This is a genomic window from Curtobacterium sp. A7_M15, from assembly GCF_030705415.1.
In the GTDB taxonomy this organism is placed as follows: Bacteria; Actinomycetota; Actinomycetes; order Actinomycetales; family Microbacteriaceae; genus Curtobacterium.
On record NZ_JAUZED010000081.1, the window covers coordinates 1 to 16,227 of the forward strand.

At 70.7% G+C, this 16,227-nt stretch carries 16 protein-coding genes; 15 read left to right on the forward strand and 1 reads right to left on the reverse strand.

Translation table 11 applies throughout. The features are described from left to right. Nucleotides 1-90: 90 nt before the first annotated feature. The 11 genes from Q7F20_RS13615 (at nt 91) to Q7F20_RS13665 (ending at nt 9,238) form a co-directional block, all read left to right on the forward strand. Nucleotides 91-1,002, forward strand: a complete 912-nt coding sequence (locus tag Q7F20_RS13615; RefSeq protein ID WP_305740619.1) for a metal ABC transporter solute-binding protein, Zn/Mn family — start codon at nt 91-93, stop codon at nt 1,000-1,002. Further along, nucleotides 999-1,880 (forward strand): metal ABC transporter ATP-binding protein, encoded by an 882-nt coding sequence (locus Q7F20_RS13620; RefSeq protein WP_370871686.1) that lies wholly within the window; start codon nt 999-1,001, stop codon nt 1,878-1,880. The genes Q7F20_RS13615 and Q7F20_RS13620 overlap by 4 nt, the downstream gene beginning before the upstream one ends. Beyond that, nucleotides 1,880-2,827 carry a metal ABC transporter permease gene (locus Q7F20_RS13625; protein ID WP_305740620.1) on the forward strand — a complete coding sequence of 316 codons (948 nt, stop codon included), beginning with the start codon at nt 1,880-1,882 and terminating at the stop codon, nt 2,825-2,827. Before Q7F20_RS13620 ends, Q7F20_RS13625 begins: the two co-directional genes overlap by 1 nt. Next, nucleotides 2,824-3,237, forward strand: a complete 414-nt coding sequence (locus Q7F20_RS13630) for a Fur family transcriptional regulator (protein WP_305740621.1) — start codon at nt 2,824-2,826, stop codon at nt 3,235-3,237. Before Q7F20_RS13625 ends, Q7F20_RS13630 begins: the two co-directional genes overlap by 4 nt. Nucleotides 3,238-3,247: 10 nt before the next feature. Beyond that, nucleotides 3,248-3,943: an alpha/beta fold hydrolase gene (locus Q7F20_RS13635; RefSeq protein ID WP_305740622.1), complete on the forward strand. Its 696-nt coding sequence runs from the start codon at nt 3,248-3,250 to the stop codon at nt 3,941-3,943. A gap of 431 nt (nt 3,944-4,374) precedes the next feature. Continuing rightward, complete coding sequence (gene rpmB, locus Q7F20_RS13640; protein ID WP_022903747.1) at nt 4,375-4,611, forward strand: 50S ribosomal protein L28; 237 nt, start codon at nt 4,375-4,377, stop codon at nt 4,609-4,611. After that, nucleotides 4,611-4,781 carry a 50S ribosomal protein L33 gene (gene rpmG, locus Q7F20_RS13645; RefSeq protein ID WP_022908193.1) on the forward strand — a complete coding sequence of 57 codons (171 nt, stop codon included), beginning with the start codon at nt 4,611-4,613 and terminating at the stop codon, nt 4,779-4,781. Before rpmB ends, rpmG begins: the two co-directional genes overlap by 1 nt. 2 nt (nt 4,782-4,783) lie before the next feature. Next, nucleotides 4,784-5,089: a 30S ribosomal protein S14 gene (gene rpsN / locus Q7F20_RS13650; protein ID WP_022908192.1), complete on the forward strand. Its 306-nt coding sequence runs from the start codon at nt 4,784-4,786 to the stop codon at nt 5,087-5,089. A 288-nt stretch (nt 5,090-5,377) separates the two neighbouring features. Beyond that, nucleotides 5,378-5,665, forward strand: coding sequence for an HU family DNA-binding protein (locus Q7F20_RS13655; protein ID WP_022908191.1), 288 nt, complete (start codon nt 5,378-5,380; stop codon nt 5,663-5,665). 181 nt (nt 5,666-5,846) lie between these two features. Next, the gene (locus Q7F20_RS13660) at nt 5,847-7,919 is read left to right on the forward strand and encodes a cytochrome c oxidase assembly protein (protein WP_305740623.1); all 2,073 of its coding nucleotides are present in this window, start codon (nt 5,847-5,849) and stop codon (nt 7,917-7,919) included. Continuing rightward, complete coding sequence (locus tag Q7F20_RS13665) at nt 7,916-9,238, forward strand: ATP-dependent RecD-like DNA helicase (RefSeq protein WP_305740624.1); 1,323 nt, start codon at nt 7,916-7,918, stop codon at nt 9,236-9,238. Before Q7F20_RS13660 ends, Q7F20_RS13665 begins: the two co-directional genes overlap by 4 nt. Before the next feature lie 198 nt (nt 9,239-9,436). Here the strand turns inward: Q7F20_RS13665 and Q7F20_RS13670 are convergent, their stop codons facing one another. Beyond that, nucleotides 9,437-9,889 (reverse strand): DUF4383 domain-containing protein, encoded by a 453-nt coding sequence (locus tag Q7F20_RS13670; RefSeq protein WP_305740625.1) that lies wholly within the window; start codon nt 9,887-9,889, stop codon nt 9,437-9,439. A 334-nt stretch (nt 9,890-10,223) separates the two neighbouring features. Between Q7F20_RS13670 and Q7F20_RS13675 the strand changes: the two genes are divergently transcribed. The 4 genes from Q7F20_RS13675 (at nt 10,224) to Q7F20_RS13690 (ending at nt 16,183) form a co-directional block, all read left to right on the forward strand. After that, on the forward strand, nt 10,224-11,024 hold the full coding sequence (locus Q7F20_RS13675) for a phosphatase PAP2 family protein (RefSeq protein WP_305740626.1): 801 nt from the start codon (nt 10,224-10,226) through the stop codon (nt 11,022-11,024). Nucleotides 11,025-11,120: 96 nt separating this feature from the next. After that, nucleotides 11,121-14,003: a hypothetical protein gene (locus Q7F20_RS13680; RefSeq protein WP_305740627.1), complete on the forward strand. Its 2,883-nt coding sequence runs from the start codon at nt 11,121-11,123 to the stop codon at nt 14,001-14,003. Further along, nucleotides 14,000-14,938, forward strand: a complete 939-nt coding sequence (locus Q7F20_RS13685) for a DUF4436 family protein (RefSeq protein ID WP_305740628.1) — start codon at nt 14,000-14,002, stop codon at nt 14,936-14,938. Before Q7F20_RS13680 ends, Q7F20_RS13685 begins: the two co-directional genes overlap by 4 nt. A gap of 105 nt (nt 14,939-15,043) precedes the next feature. Next, a complete protein-coding gene (locus Q7F20_RS13690) occupies nt 15,044-16,183 on the forward strand; it encodes an LLM class flavin-dependent oxidoreductase (RefSeq protein ID WP_305740629.1) in 1,140 nt (379 codons plus the stop codon). Nucleotides 16,184-16,227 lie beyond the last annotated feature (44 nt).

Sequence of the window (16,227 nt, forward strand, 5' to 3'; positions counted from 1 at the left end):
CGCGGTGCCAGCTGGCACCGCGCCTCCCGTCCGTCGTCCGGCTGATACTGGTTTTGACAACCGTTATCAACTACGCCTACGCTCGTCGACATGCACAACCGTCTCCTCGCCCTGCCGCTCGTCGCCGGCGCCGCCGCGCTCGCCCTGACGGGCTGCGCGACGTCCTCCGCCTCCGGCGACGCCTCCGGCGACGGCACCGTCCGGGTCGTCGCCTCCACCAACGTCTACGGCTCGATCGTCGAGGCGATCGGTGGCGACCACGTCTCCGTCACGAGCATCCTGGACGACCCGTCGCAGGACCCGCACTCGTTCGAGTCGAGCGCGAAGACGCAGCTCGCGGTGTCCAAGGCCGACCTCCTCATCGAGAACGGGGGCGGGTACGACGACTTCATGACGACCCTCGCCGACGCCTCGAGCACGAAGGCCGACACGATCAACGTCGTGAAGCTCTCCGGCCTCGACAAAGGCGGCGACGCCGAGTTCAACGAGCACGTGTTCTACAGCTACCCGACGATGGTGAAGCTCGCCGACGACGTGGCGAAGCGGCTCGGCGACCTCGACCAGGCGGACGCCGACACCTTCACGAAGAACGCGGACGCACTGACGACGAAGCTCGAGGGGCTCGAGGCGAAGACGGCTGAGCTCAAGAAGACGTACGACGGCGAGAAGGTCGCGTACACCGAGCCGGTCCCCGGGTACCTCTTCGACGCGATCGGCCTCGACAACGTCACGCCCGACGCATTCTCCGAGGCGATCGAGGAAGGCGACGACGTGCCGCCGGCGGCGCTCAACGAGACGCTGAAGCTGTTCACGAACAAGACCGTGAAGCTCCTCGCGTACAACGACCAGACCTCCAGCCCGGAGACCGAAGAGGTCAAGAAGGCCGCCGACGAGCACGGCGTCCCGGTCGTCGGTGTCACGGAGACGCTCCCGAAGGGGGAGGATTACGTCTCGTGGCAGCAGGCGAACATCGACCAGGTGCAGGCGGCGCTCCAGAAGTGACGACCGTCTCCCACCCGACCCCCACGCGGACCGCCGCTGCCACCGGCAGCGGCGGTCCCGCCGTGCTCGCACTGCGCGACGCCGGACTGTCGTACGGATCCCGGTCGCTCTGGTCGCACCTCGACCGCGACGTGGCGCCGGGCGAGTTCGTCGCGGTGCTCGGACCGAACGGGGCGGGCAAGACGTCGCTCCTCCGCACGGTCCTCGGGCAGCAGCGGCTGACGAGCGGCACGATGTCGTTCCTCGGCCAGCCCGTCCGCCGGGGCCACCGGCGGATCGGGTACATCCCGCAACAGCGCCTGATGGACGCCGGGACCCCGCTGCGGGCTCGGGACATGATCGCGCAGGGCGTGACCGGGGCCCGGTGGGGGATCAGACCCGCGAGCCGTGCCGAGCGTGCCCGGATCGACCGCATCCTCGACGAGGTCGGAGCGACCGCGTTCGCCGACGCCCCGGTCGCCGAGCTCTCCGGCGGCGAGCAGCAGCGCACCCGTGTCGGGCAGGCCATCGCCGCCGACCCGGCACTGCTCCTCTGCGACGAACCGCTCATCTCGCTCGACCTCCGGCACCAGCGCGGCGTCACCGAACTCATCGACCGGCAGCGTCGGCAGCAGGACGCGGCCGTGCTGTTCGTCACGCACGACGTGAACCCGATCCTCGACGTCGTCGACCGGGTGCTCTACATCGCCGGCGGACGGTTCCGGATCGGGTCGCCCGACGAGGTCCTCCGCACCGACGTGCTCTCGGACCTGTACGGCACCCCCGTCGACGTCGTCCGCACGATGGGTCGGATCGTCATCGTCGGCGCGAACGACGCCCACGACCACCACTGCGACGCGGACCCGAACGCCGTGACGCCCGACGAAGGACGGATCTGATGGACGTCTGGTCGCAGGTCTTCTCCTTCCAGGACTACGGCGAGCTCGTCGTGCTCGTGCAGAACTCGATCTGGGCGGGCGCGGTGCTCGGCATCGTCGGCGGTCTGATCGGGCCGTTCGTCGTCGCCCGGAACATGCCCTTCGCCGTCCACGGCATCTCGGAGCTCTCGTTCGCGGGTGCCTCCGCGTCGCTGCTGCTCGGCGTTAACGTGGTGACCGGGTCGCTCGTCGGCTCGGTGATCGCCGCGCTGCTCATCGGGCTGCTCGGGTCGAGAGCGCGGGACCGGAACTCGATCATCGCCGTGCTCATGCCGTTCGGCCTCGGCCTCGGCATCCTGTGCCTGGCGCTCTACAAGGGCCGTGCGGCCAACAAGTTCGGGCTGCTCACCGGCCAGATCGTCTCGGTGGACAACCCGCAGCTGACGTTCCTCGTCGTCGTCGCCGCGATCGTCGTGGTGACGCTGCTCGTCATCTGGCGCCCTCTGATGTTCTCGTCGGTCGATCCCGACGTGGCCGCCGCCGCCGGGGTGCCGGTCCGGACCCTGGCCCTCGTGTTCATGCTCGTCCTCGGACTCGCGACCGCGGTGTCGGTGCAGATCGTCGGGGCGCTCCTCGTGCTCTCACTGCTCGTCACCCCCGCCGCCGCAGCACTGCGCCTCAGTTCCCACCCGATCGTCGTGCCGGTCCTGTCGACCGTGTTCGCCGTCGTCTCGGTCGTCGGCGGCATCCTGCTCGCACTCGGCGGGGGCCTCCCGATCAGCCCCTACGTCACGACGATCTCGTTCGTGATCTGGGTGGTCTGCCGCATCGTCGGCGGACGCAAGGACAAGCGCGGACGCGACCGGATCGTGCGCCGTGACCAGCGTGACGGAGGCGCACCGCGCCTCCAGGCCGACGATGCGGACCACCTGTCCGCCGCCGGCCGGAAGGAAGGAGCGACCGCATGAACGCCGTGCAGAAGCCGAAGCGGAACACGTGGCAGCGCGAAGCGGTGCGCACCGCGCTGTCGAGCACCGAGGGGTTCGTCAGCGCCCAGGCGCTCCACCAGCACCTGCGGGACGACGGATCCACGATCGGGCTCGCGACCGTCTACCGGGCGCTGTCCGACCTGGCGACCGAGGGCGACGCGGACTCGCTGCAGCAGGACGGCGAGTCGCTGTACCGCGCGTGCACGACCGACGCGCACCACCACCACCTCATCTGCCGGAACTGCGGCCGCACGGTCGAGATCGAGGCGGACCCGGTGGAGCGGTGGGCGCAGGAGGTCGCGGCGGCGAACGGGTTCACGAACGCGAGTCACGTGGTGGACATCTTCGGGGAGTGCGCGTCCTGCACTGCCGCACGCACCGGCGAGTAGCCTCCGCGTCATGCACGTGATCCTGGTGCCCGGTTTCTGGCTCGACGCGAGCGCGTGGGACGAAGTGGCCCCGGTGCTCCGCGACGCCGGCCACTCGGTCGAGGCGGTCACCCGCGACGGCGACACGCTCGACGAGCAGGTGGCGGCCCTGGTGGAGAAGCTCGACGACGTCGCGACGCCGGACGAACCGGTGGTGCTGGCAGGGCACTCCGGCGCGGGGCCGATCGCGTACATGGCAGCCGACCAGCGGCCCTCGCTCGTCGCGCACCTGCTCTACGTCGACACCTTCCCGGGGCCGGAGGGCGGCTGCGTGAACGACGAGCTGCCGGTGGTGGACGGCGTCGTGCCGCTGCCCTCGTGGGACGTCTGGGAGCCTGCGACCGTCCGGGGGATGACACCGTCGCTCCGGTCGGCGTTCGAGCACCGCGCGATCCCGGAGCCCGCCGCGGTGCCGTCGGACCGGTTCCACTACGGCGATGCCGCCCGGCACACGATCCCGGCGACGGTCATCACGTGCGAGATCCCGGCGGAGGACCTGGCGACCATGGTGGCCGATCACCAGGCGTGGGCGGCGGAGCTCGTGGCGACGGAGGAGCTCACGATCCTCGGGCTCGAGACGGGGCACTGGCCGATGTTCACGGCGCCGCGGGAGCTCGGGGAGCTCATGGTGCAGGCGCTGGCGCCCCGGCCGACCGAGGGGCCGTAGGGCGGGCGGGCGCGGGCGCCGCGCGCCCGCCTGCGCGAGCCCGCCTGCGCATGTCCCGCTCGTTCAGTGAGCAGAACTGGTCGGGTGGCGGCCCGTGACCAGACCATTCCTGCTCACTGAACGCGCCCGCCGGACGTGAACCGCGCCTCCTGGCCGACCCGCACAGCTGCGGCAGTTTGCGACACGCCCGGTCGTCGCGTACTCTTGACCCTTGGGTCTCCGCGTCCGCGCGGCGAGCCCAGTTGTTCCAAGCCCTCCGACCGTCGCGTACGCCGCGGTCGCGCGGTGCTCACGGTCTCTTCGACAGGGTCCGCGGGCCTGGGCGGTGCGCACAACCCCCCCGCTCCGTCGCCCGGCGACGCAGCGCGTGCGCGCCAGGCAAGTGACCTTGGGTGCGGCCGTCCGGTCGCACGGTACCTCAGGAGGAAACCATGGCAGCAGTGTGCCAGGTGACCGGAGCCACCCCCGGCTTCGGACACAACATCTCGCACTCGCACCGCCGGACGAAGCGTCGCTTCGACCCGAACGTGCAGAAGAAGACGTACTACGTGCCCTCGCTTCGTCGTAACGTCACGCTCACGCTCAGCGCGAAGGGCATCAAGGTGATCGACGCACGCGGCATCGAGTCCGTCGTCAAGGATCTCCTCGCCCGTGGGGAGAAGATCTGATGGCCAAGAAGGGTCAGGACGTTCGTCCGATCATCAAGCTCCGCTCCACGGCGGGCACCGGGTTCACCTACGTGACCAAGAAGAACCGTCGCAACAACCCGGACCGCCTCGTGCTCAAGAAGTACGACCCGGTGATCCGCAAGCACGTCGACTTCCGTGAGGAGCGCTAAGCATGGCGAAGAAGAGCAAGATCGCGAAGAACAACCAGCGCGCCGAGATCATCGCGCGCTACGCCGAGCGTCGTCTCGAGCTGAAGAAGGCCCTCGTGGACCCGAACGGCACCGACGAGTCGCGTGAGGCCGCCCGCGTCGGCCTGCAGAAGCTCCCGCGCGACGCGTCGCCGGTCCGCTACCGCAACCGCGACGCCATCGACGGTCGCCCCCGTGGCCACCTCGGTGAGTTCGGCATCAGCCGTGTCCGCTTCCGCGACATGGCCCACCGTGGCGAGCTGCCGGGCATCACGAAGAGCTCCTGGTAAGCACCGCATCCCGCGAACGCCCCGTCACCCCAGTGGTGGCGGGGCGTTCGCCGTTCCCGGGTGGTTTCGGGGGACATCTTCGTCACATCGGTCACTCGTGCCCCTCCGGTACCTCGACAACCCCGGAAATCCGGGCGAGTCGGCAGGTTTCGCCCCTGGTGGCTGGTACGTTCGACTCCGGTTCCGCAGGGTCTCGTGCCCGCCGGCACCGTGGCACGGAGCAACCGCTCCGGGCGCCGGACGAGAAGTCGTCCGACCGATACTGCAAGAAGTCCGAGGAGGACATCCATGGCTGACAAGTCCCTGAACCGCACCGAGCTCGTCGCTGCCGTCGCCGCTGAGTCCGGCCAGAGCCAGGCCACCGTCAACGGCGTCGTCGACGCACTCTTCTCCGTCGTCTCCGGCTCGGTCGCCGACGGCACCAAGGTCACGATCCCCGGCTGGATCGCCTTCGAGAAGACCCACCGCGCCGCCCGCACCGGCCGCAACCCGCAGACCGGCGAGGCCATCGAGATCGCCGCGAGCGACTCGGTCAAGGTCAGCGCCGGCTCGAAGCTCAAGGCTGCGGTCAAGTAAGACTGCTCACGCGCCACGAAAGGGACGGCTTCGGCCGTCCCTTTCGTCGTTCGCGGCCTCCCGGTGGGCCCGTGGTTGGTCGCCACACCCTGTTCCTCCACACCCAGGAGGCGCGGATCACCCTCCACAGGTCGTCCCACCCGATTCCGTGGCCGGGTGGGGCAGCGCCTAGGCTTGACGGGTGAATCGGATCGCGCGCATCGCCGGCCCCGCCGTGCTGCTGCTCGTCGGGTTCGTGTCACTCCTCGTCGCCCTCGTCATCGGTGGCGGCGCGAACGCTGCGCTGATCGCGGACCCCGGCGCCGTCGTCCGGTTCGGCCTGCCGATCGCCCGACTCGTGGTGGACCTCTCCGCCGCGGCCGCGATCGGGGGACTCGCGCTCGCGACCGTCGGGCTGTCCCGGACCGTGCCCGAGTGGAACCGCGCGATCGACGTGGCCGCGGGCGCGGCGGCCGTCTGGACCGTGTCGTCGGCCGTGACCACCTTCTTCACCTTCCTCAGCGTCGCCGGATCGAAGATCAGCATCGACGAGCAGTTCGGCCAGTCGATGGGAGTGTTCCTCACCGGGACGGACCTCGGCCTCGCCTGGCTCGTCACGGTCCTCGTCGCCGCGGCCGTCACGGTGCTGTGCTTCGCCGTGCGCTCCCGCGGCATGGTCGCCTTGACGGCGGCGGTCGCCATGATCGGCCTCGTCCCGCTCGCCCAGCAGGGGCACGCTGCCGGCACGGCGAGCCACGACGCCGCCGTCACCGCGCTGGGGCTGCACCTGGTCGGTGCCGCGCTCTGGGTCGGCGGACTCGTGATGCTCGTGCTGCTGCGGCCGGTGATCGACGGGGAACGCCTGGCCGTCATCGTCGGTCGGTACTCGAGCATCGCCCTCGGGTGTTTCGTGCTCGTCGCCGTGTCCGGTGTGGCCTCGGCGCAGATCCGGGTCGGGGCGCTCTCGAACCTGTTCACCGCCTACGGCGTGTTGGTGCTCGTCAAGATCGCGGCCATCGTCGCCATGGGCGTGCTCGGGGTCGTGCAGCGTCGACGAGCGATCCGTGCGCTCGGCACCTCGCCCGAGCGCCGTCGTCCGTTCTGGTTCCTCGTCGTGGCGGAGCTCGCGGTGATGGGCGTCGCGAGCGGGTTCGCCGCAGCGCTCGGGCGCACCGCGACCCCGGTCGACCAGGTCGCGCTGAGCAAGACCACGAACCCGTCCCCGGCGGAGCTGCTGACGGATGACACCCTCCCGCACGCTCCGGGCGCGTGGGGATGGCTGACCGCGTGGAACATCGACCTGTTCTGGTTGATGGCCGCGGTCCTGCTCACGGCGACCTACGCCGCGGGCATCGTCCGCCTGCGTCGGTCCGGTGTGCGTTGGCCCCTGCACCGGACGGTCGCTGCGGGCATCGCGATCGTCTCGATCGTCGTCGCCACCTCCGGTTCACTGCACACCTACGACCGCTTCCTCGTGTCCGCGAACGTCGGGTCGCACGTGCTCCTCGGGCTGGTCGTTCCGGCGCTCGTGTGGGCATCGGCCCCGATGCAGCTCATCCGTGCGGCGGTCCACCCCCGCGACGACGGCAGCACCGGGGTCCGCGAGTGGACTGGCGTCCTGGTGGACAACCAGGCGGTGCGGTACCTCGTACAGCCGTTCCCGGCCTTCCTGCTCCTGGCGGCGGCGTGGTGGGCCTTCTTCGCGACCGATGCGCTCCGGTGGTCGATCAGCGACTCGACGGGCCGTACCGTGATCGACGTCGGGTTCCTGCTCGTCGGACTCCTCGCCGTCCCCACCCTGCTCACGCCGATCCCGGCGGGCGCTCGGCGGGCCACGATGCCCGCTGCGCTCGTCCGGATCGCCGGGGCGGTCGTGGTCGCGGCCGGTCTGGTGTCGCTCGGCGTCGCGATGCGGGGGCCGCTCGGGCTCCTGCAGGCATCGTGGTTCGGTGCGATGGGCCGGACGTGGGGGCCGGACCCGCTCGTCGACCAGGCCCGAGCGGGCGGCCTGCTCGTGGTCGCCGGTGTCGCCGTGCTCGTGGTCATCGTCGTGGTGGTCCTGGTCCGGGTGCGTCGGGACGCGGCGGGCCCTGCGCCCGATCGCGCCGGGCGCGCCGCTGTGCCTGAGTCTGCTCGTGCAGATCGCCTGCGCCCCGATGCGGGCATCGCGCCCGAGCACACCGGGGCGCACCGCCCGCACGGGGGCGCGGTGGGCGTGGCGCCGGCCGGATCGGACCCCGACGACCGCGGCGACGACCGGGTGGTGACCGGATGAGCGTCGAACTCAGTGCTGAGCAGCGGGCAGTCTTCGAGTACATCGAGCACACTCGCGACCACGTGTTCATCACCGGTCGTGCGGGGACGGGCAAATCGACCCTCCTCAACCACCTGTCGTGGAACACCGAGAAGCAGGTCGTCATCTGCGCCCCCACGGGAGTCGCCGCGCTGAACGTCGGCGGGCAGACCATCCACTCGTTGTTCCGGCTGCCGATCGGGCTCATCGCCGACGCCGACCTCCGCCAGGGTCCGGACACCCGCAAGCTCCTCAACACGATCGACACCCTCGTGATCGACGAGGTCTCGATGGTGAACGCCGACCTCCTCGACGCGATGGACCGCTCGTTGCGCAAGGCCCGCGGGCGTCAGTTCGAGGCGTTCGGCGGCGTGCAGGTCGTCATGTTCGGCGATCCGTACCAGCTGCCGCCGGTCCCGGGCGACGGCGACGAGCGCGCGTACTTCACCGACCACTACCGATCGATGTGGTTCTTCGACGCCAAGGTGTGGCTCGAGGCGGAGCTCCACATCGTCGAGCTCGCCACCGTCCACCGGCAGCGCGACGACGCCTTCGCCGCGATGCTCACGGCCGTGCGGCACGGGCGCGTCACGGCCGACGTCGCCGGGCAGCTCAACGCGGCGGGGGCTCGGCCGGCACCGGACGACGCGATCACCCTCGCGACGCGGAACGACACCGTGGCACGGATCAACAAGGCAGCGCTGGACCGGCTGCCCGGCAAGCTCCGGACCGCGCGCGCCGACGTCAACGGCGACTTCGGCGGGCGGAACTTCCCGGCGGACGAGGCCCTCGAACTGAAGCCCGGCGCGCACGTGATGTTCCTGCGCAACGACCCCGACCAGCGCTGGGTGAACGGCACCCTCGGCATCGTGCAGACGATCCGCGACACCGTGTGGGTCGAGGTCGACGGTGAGTCGTTCGAGGTCCAGCCGTCCGTGTGGGAGAAGTTCAAGTACTCCTACGACGCCGACAAGAAGGAACTCAAGAAGGACACCGTCGGCGAGTTCCAGCAGTTCCCGCTCCGGCTCGCCTGGGCGGTGACGATCCACAAGTCGCAGGGCAGCACCTACGACCGCGCCGTGGTCGACCTCGGCAACCGGGTGTTCAGCGCCGGGCAGACGTACGTGGCGCTGTCACGACTGACCTCGCTCGACGGGCTGTACCTCACGCGTCCGCTGCGCCCGCAGGACATCATCGTGGACCTCGACGTCCGACGGTTCATGTCCGAGGCGCCGCGGGTGGTGGCCACCGAGCTCGAGGCGGCTCCGGCCCCGGCCTCGGACGCAGACGGCGGCGACTGACGCGTCTGCGTCTGTCGCGACGTGCCGTATCGGGCGGGCGCGTTCGCGTCTGCGTCCGTATCCGCGTTCGCGTGTTGTCCCGAGGCCGCGCCGCCGCGCCGCGCCTCGCCGACGCGCCGACGCGCCTCCGCACCGCACCCTGGACGCACGACGCCCCGCCGGCCACGAGGGGCGGGCGGGGCGTCGGGACGCGCGGGATCAGGCCCGAGCGGCGTCCGCACGCAGTGCGCGCAGGTTCTCCTTGTCGGCGCCGAACGCCGTGAGCAGCAGGATCACGCCGACGATCGCGTGGAAGACGTTGTCCGTGGTGTTGAGCGCGAACACGTTCGCCGAGGTGTTCACGAACACGAAGCCGTACACCGCGAGGACGACGAGCACGACACCGACGACGAGGTTCGCGTTCCGCGACCCGATCGTGTTGCCGAGCCCGACGATGAGCAGCAGCGCGGCGAGCAGCACCCACAGCAGTGCCAGCGGCGGGTTGACGCCGAACGCGTTCCAGAGCATGCCGCCCTTGCGGCTGAAGAAGCCGGGGTCGCCGTCGGCGGCGAAGAAGAACCCGAGGATGCCCCAGATGGCGAGCAACGTCCCCACGGTGAGCGCGAGACCGCGGTTCGGGGAAGCGGTGATGCTCGGTTCCTTGATGGCCACTTCGGTTTCCTCCTCGTACGCAGCCGACGCCGTGTACGTCGGTCCGGCGATGCGCGCCGGTGCGTTCGACCGCGCGCGACCGGTCGGTGCGTTGCCGGATCCGAAGGTCGCTGTCCCGCGGTTCCCAGGCTCCGACCGGCGTCCCAACGGTATCGTGTCGGACCCCGACCGTCCGAATCGCACGCGCGTGAACAGGCGTGCGACGACACCGACGACCAGCACTCCGAGGAGGACCAGCCCGGTGACCCGAACGCCCGAACGCAGCGCACCCGAGTCGCGTGGACCGAGCGTCTCACGGCGGTTGCGGTGGGGACTGTTGTCGGCTCTGGGGTTCGTGATCGTGCCTCTCGTCTACGCGGTGGCGGTGCTGACGCCGGCGGGCCAGCGCATCGAGGACGCCGCACTCGGCGGAGTCCGCGAATCCGACCTGTTCTCGTCGGACACTGCCCTGAACGTCATCTCGGTACCGGTGATCCTGTTGCTCGTCGTCGTGATCGCCGCCGTCGGACTCGCTCGACGTCGGCTCGCGGTGGGGCTCGGAGCCGGTGTCGTCGTGCTCGCTTCGGCGGCCACCTCGACGCTCGTCAAGCGTATCGCCGAGCGCCCGGAGATCGCTCAGTCGACCACGCCGAACTCGTTCCCGTCCGGTCACGCGACGATCGCCCTCGCCGCCCTGTTCGCCGTGCTCATGGTCACGCCGCGTCGGTTCCGTCCGGTCGTCGCGATCGTCGGCGCCGCCTACGCGGTGTTCGTCGCGAACCAGACGGTCGTATACGGCTGGCACCGGGTCAGCGACATCATCGGTGCGTGTGCGATCGCCCTCTTCTGGGTCGGGGCCGTCCGGGCGTTCGGACCGCGGGTCGACCGTGGTGCGCGTGGTGACCGCGACGGACACCGTGGTCCGCGTCGGCTGGTGACGTGGGTCCTCCTCGTCGCCACCGGCGTGACGTTCCTGGTCGGCGTCGCGGCGCTCGTCTACGGCGTCTCGAGCGGGGCGCACGACCACGGCGCGATCCTCGTCGCGGGCCGGATGGCGTCGAGCGCGAGCGTGCTGGCCGTGGTGACGATCGTGTGGATCGCGGACGGTATGCACCACGCGGCACGGACGGACCCCGAGGCGCTTCCCGGGCGATAGTCATCGCATCCGCAAGGGTTACAGGCCTGTAACGGCTCCGGACCGGACGACGGACGTCCGACTAGCGTCGCTCACACGTCGGCCTCGGGATCCGGCGTGGACGGGGAACACATGCGGGTGGAGCACACCCCGACGCGAGCACGTCGGGTGCGTGGCGGCGTCGCAGCTGCCGTCGGGCTGCTCCTCGCGGTGACCGCGTCCGTGTTCCCGACGTCCTCCGCCTCGGCCGACACCATCACCGTTCCGTTCCAGGACCATCTCGGCTGCGTCGCCGCAGACGGCTACGCGGCGACGTCGACGCCGATCTTCAGCAAGCAGGGCGGGTCCGGAGCGGTGGCGAACGGTGCTCAGATCCAGTTCTACAGCCCGTCCGTGACCTCGGCGTACCCGATGCAGCCCGGGGTCTTCGGTGCCGTGGCCAACCCGACCGGTTCGTTCGGGTACGGGTCCTTCGGGCAGGAGGGCTACGGCTCGACGTCGTACTACTCGGGCGCGAACGGCATCGGGTTCAGCTCGGTCGACGCCGGTGCCCGGGGGACCCTGACCGTGACGATGCCGTTCGCGCAGCGCGTGCAGTTCACCGTCGGCGGGATCGATGCGCCGTCCGGACTCGAGGTGACCGCGACCGGCCCGTCCGGTGCGGTCCCGGCCCAGAGCCAGGCGAAGAGCACAGCGGCGGGGTCCGCGACGACCCGGTCCGTCGGCGGCGCGGCGCAGATCGCGGGAGCGAACCAGCCGGCCGGGACGCTCGACAACGTGCCCCAGAAGGCGGTCGACGTCTGGTTCGACCAGCCGGTCCAGACCCTGACGATCCGGGTGGTGGGCGACGGGTCGAACACCCCGTCGGACGGAGGGTTCCTCCTCACCCCGCCGCTCGGCTGCCAGAGCGGTTCGGTGCAGAGCGCCGACGCGACCGCCGGGGCGACCGACGTGCAGCCCACCCCCGACGGCGACGCGGACGTCGTCTACACGGTCCCTCTGACGACCACCGTCACGAACGCCAGCCCCACGGACGGCATGGTTCTGCTGCCCACGGTCCGCAGCGATCTCGGGGCCCGCGTGGCAGCCCTCGGCGGAACCGTCGACGCGATCGAGGAGACCGCGTCCAGCGACCCGGCGTGTGCCGTGCCGACCGATGCCCTCCCATCCGGGCACCTGCTCGGCTCGACTGCTGCCCTGGCCCCGGGCGCGACGTGCACGCAGACCGCGACCGCAACGGTGACACTGCCCCAGGACGCCGCAGCCCGGACGATCTCCGTCACGGCGACACTCGCGAGCTCCGCGAGCGACACCTACTCGCGCGTCAAGGGCACGGCGGGCTCGACACTGACGTTCCCGGGCGTGCCCGCTGCGCTCACGCTCGAGCAGACCGGTGTCGACCGCGCCCTGCCGACGACGGCGGTCGAACGCTCCTTCACCGTCCACAGCACCGGTCCCGGAGTCGCCCGCGCAGCGACCATCGCGATCGACCCCGGTGGCTTCCCCGCCACGGCCTGCACCATCGACGACGCCCCGACGGACTGCGACGCCCTGACCGGCGGGACGCCGGTCACGCTCGGAGCGCTCGCCGCGGGCGCCGAGCGGGTGGTGACGATCCGTGGCACGATCCCGCGGGGCACCCCCGCCGGGACCGTGTACACGGTGACTGCGAGCGTCGCATCGCCGTCGGACCCGACCGGCGCGCACTCGGCGAGTGGAACGACCACGGTCATCGCGCCGAGCACGCTGCGCATCACGGCACCTGCGGATCGGTCGACGATCGTCGACCGCACACCCTCCGTCCGTGGGACCGGCGCACAACCCGGCGCCGAGGTCCGGATCACCCACGACGGACTCACCGTCTGCACGACGACCGCGCGCTCGGACGGTGCGTGGTCGTGCACCCTCGCCGATGACCTCCCCTACGGTTCGGTCACCCTGGTCGCCCGTTCCTGGTACGGCGGGATCAGCAGCGACCACGCCGGTGTGCGGCTCACGATCGCGCGTCCGTCCGCAGGAGAAGGCGCCGGCCCAGGAGGCACTCCACCGGTGTCGACGCCTCCTCCAGCTCCTCCCGTGGCCGGGTCCGGAGCCACCGGCGGTGCCGGCAGTGGCTCAGGCTCAGGCTCCGGCTCCGGTGGCGCCGGGGGATCGAGTGGCGGGGGGCAAGGGGCCGGGAGCTCGGATGCGTCCGGCTCGGACGCAGGGACGACCGGTGACACGACTCCCGACGACGACTCCGCCGACACCGCCGATGGCAGTGCGGGTACCGGCGGCGGGGACGGCAGCAGCGCCGGTACCGGCGCGGGCGCCGAGGGCGGCACCGACGACGGCCCCCTCGCGATGAACCTCCGCTTCGGCACGCAGCGCATCGTGCCCGGCACGGCGGCCGACATGCGCGGCACGCTCGGCCCGAACGCCTCCGGGGCGACCGTCGCGATCACGTTCGAGGCCCGGATCACCCCCGGCATGGTCTACCGGAACGTGAACATCGAGGTCGACGACTCCCCGCTCGACTGCGCCGTCGCCACGAGCTCGTTCTCGTGCATGATCCCGCTCGATCCCGGGCAGCAGGCCGACGTCGACGTCCGGGTGTACGCCGACCCGGTGAACGCACCGGACACCGCCGTCCAGCAGATCTCGCTCGCGTCGAACCGGGCGTCGCAGTCCAACGCGATGACGGTGACCACGGTTGTGGCGAAGGGCGCGACCGAGGCGTCGGAGCTGGCCGACCAGATCACGACCTTCAACGCCACGGAGTTCCCCGGGGCGATGGTGCCCCTCCTGGCGATGCTGCTCTTCGCGCTCGCCGCGACCGGCGTCGGACGGCGAGCGTCGAGCGGCCCCGCCGCAGCGGCGAGCGCCTCGCCGCCGGGGGCCGGTCCACCGGAGCCGAGCCGCGCCTCCAGTCCGACCGCCGCACCGACCGACCAGACCGCCGCACCGACCGCCGCACCGCGCGGGCCCACCACCGACCCACCGTCCGGGAGCAACCGATGACGCACACGACCGACGCCCCGCCCGACGTGGCCACCACGAAGCGCACCCGGAGGAACCCGGCGCCGGTGATCCTCATCGTGGCGGTGGTCCTCCTGGCCGTCTACTACGTGGTGATCGGCCTCTCCGGCGCGCTCAAGACGACGACGGCCGTCCCGGTGAGCGGATCGAACAGCCAGACCGGCGACTACATGAGCCTGCGGATGAGCGTGCAGGACGTCGACCTGTCGAACCGCGTGATGCAGGCGAACGTCCTGCCGATCCCGCACGGCTCCTTCGAGGGCGAGAAGGCCGGCGAGATCTCGCAGCCGCTCCGCATCGAGGTCTCGAGCGGTGGTGTGACGACGAGCGTCGTGACGTTCCCGGGGCAGTCGGTGGTGGACGCGACCTCGTTGACGCTGACGCTCGACCGCGGGGACACCTCGTACCCGTTCGACCAGCCGTTCGCGAACTTCCAGCTGAGCGTGCAGAACGACGACTCCGGCGACGCGGTGCCGTTCGAGGTCGACATGTCGAACTCCGCCCGGCCCTGGGTGATGAACGCCGAGCGCAGCGCCGCCGAGGTGCAGGGCGACCGCACGCTCGTCCCGATGCAGATCGACGGGCACCGGGACACCCTGAGCGTCGTGATCGTGTCGTTCTACATCATGGCGATCCTGTTCACGACGCTGATGGCCGTCGTCACGATCGGCAGCGCGATCCTGCGGCGGAAGCTCGAGTTCGCGAACGTGATCTGGCTGAGCGCGACGCTGCTGTCGTTCCCGGCGCTCCGGTCGGCGATGCCGGGCGCTCCGCCCATCGGGACGACGCTCGACTTCGTCTTCCTCTTCCCCTGCCTGGCACTGGTGGCGATCATGTTCGTGTGGACCGGCGCGTACATGCTGTGGCGCGAGTCGAAGGTGCTGCGGAACCGTGTGCTGGAGGACGACTCCGTGTAGTCGCCACTGGCGGGAATGTCTGCGGCTGCGCTACGTTGTACCGAGCAAGTCGATGCAAACGCATCGAAATCGCATGCGGAGGGACTCCGCGGAAGGCGGCGCATCATGCAGTTCGGCATCTTCACGGTCAGTGACGTCACGACCGACCCGGTCACCGGCCGGACCCCCGACGACACCCAGCGGGTCCGCGACATCCTGACGATCGCCGAGCACGCCGACCAGGCCGGACTCGACGTCTTCGCCACCGGTGAGCACCACAACCCGCCGTTCGTGGCCTCGAGCCCGACGACGATGCTCGGCTACCTCGCCGGACGCACGAAGAACATCACGCTCTCGACGTCGACGACCCTCATCACCACGAACGACCCGGTGCGCATCGCCGAGGAGTACGCGATGCTCCAGGTCATCTCCGACGGCCGCATGGACCTCATGATGGGCCGCGGGAACACCGGGCCGGTCTACCCGTGGTTCGGGCAGGACATCCGGCAGGGTGTGAACCTCGCGATCGAGAACTACGCGCTCGTCCGCCAGCTCTGGGAGAACGACGTCGTCAACTGGCAGGGCAAGTTCCGCACGCCGCTGCAGGGCTTCACCTCGACGCCGCGTCCGCTCGACGGTGTCCCGCCCTTCGTGTGGCACGGATCGATCCGGACGCCCGAGATCGCGGAGCAGGCCGCGTACTACGGTGACGGGTTCCTCCACAACAACATCTTCTGGCCGATCCAGCACACGGAGCAGATGGTCGGCCTGTACCGCCAGCGCTTCGAGCACTACGGGCACGGGCGTGCCGACCAGGCGATCGTCGGACTCGGTGGGCAGTTCTTCGCCCGCAAGAACTCGCAGGACGCGATCGACGAGTTCCGCCCGTACTTCGACAACGCGCCGGTCTACGGGCACGGTCCCTCGATGGAGGACTTCACCGAGCAGACCCCGCTCACCGTCGGTTCGCCGCAGCAGGTGATCGACCGGTACGCCGCCATGAAGGACCACGTCGGGCACTACCAGCGCCAGCTGTTCCTCGTCGACCACGCCGGTCTGCCGCTCAAGACGGTGCTCGAGCAGATCGACATCCTGGCGGAGGACATCGTCCCCGAGCTGCGCAAGATCAACGAGGAGGGCCGCCCCGAGGGCGTTCCGTCGAACCCGCCGTCGCACGCCGACCGCGTGGCCGCGGCGATGGCCGCCGGCACGCTGGGCAGCGACCACGTCGCCGCCGAGGACGAGTGGACGGGTGCGTCCGTCTGATCCGGTGACCGACTGACGGACGGGAGGCGCGGTGCCGGCTGGCA

What these genes read in the sequence shown, in the direction of transcription:
- Q7F20_RS13635 (WP_305740622.1), top strand. Translation starts at nt 3,248, where the DNA reads ATGCACGTGATCCTGGTGCCCGGTTTCTGGCTCGACGCGAGCGCGTGG.
- rpsN (WP_022908192.1), top strand. Translation starts at nt 4,784, where the DNA reads ATGGCGAAGAAGAGCAAGATCGCGAAGAACAACCAGCGCGCCGAGATC.
- Q7F20_RS13625 (WP_305740620.1), top strand. Translation starts at nt 1,880, where the DNA reads ATGGACGTCTGGTCGCAGGTCTTCTCCTTCCAGGACTACGGCGAGCTC.
- Q7F20_RS13690 (WP_305740629.1), top strand. Translation starts at nt 15,044, where the DNA reads ATGCAGTTCGGCATCTTCACGGTCAGTGACGTCACGACCGACCCGGTC.
- Q7F20_RS13665 (WP_305740624.1), top strand. Translation starts at nt 7,916, where the DNA reads ATGAGCGTCGAACTCAGTGCTGAGCAGCGGGCAGTCTTCGAGTACATC.
- rpmG (WP_022908193.1), top strand. Translation starts at nt 4,611, where the DNA reads ATGGCCAAGAAGGGTCAGGACGTTCGTCCGATCATCAAGCTCCGCTCC.
- rpmB (WP_022903747.1), top strand. Translation starts at nt 4,375, where the DNA reads ATGGCAGCAGTGTGCCAGGTGACCGGAGCCACCCCCGGCTTCGGACAC.
- Q7F20_RS13630 (WP_305740621.1), top strand. Translation starts at nt 2,824, where the DNA reads ATGAACGCCGTGCAGAAGCCGAAGCGGAACACGTGGCAGCGCGAAGCG.
- Q7F20_RS13685 (WP_305740628.1), top strand. Translation starts at nt 14,000, where the DNA reads ATGACGCACACGACCGACGCCCCGCCCGACGTGGCCACCACGAAGCGC.
- Q7F20_RS13615 (WP_305740619.1), top strand. Translation starts at nt 91, where the DNA reads ATGCACAACCGTCTCCTCGCCCTGCCGCTCGTCGCCGGCGCCGCCGCG.
- Q7F20_RS13655 (WP_022908191.1), top strand. Translation starts at nt 5,378, where the DNA reads ATGGCTGACAAGTCCCTGAACCGCACCGAGCTCGTCGCTGCCGTCGCC.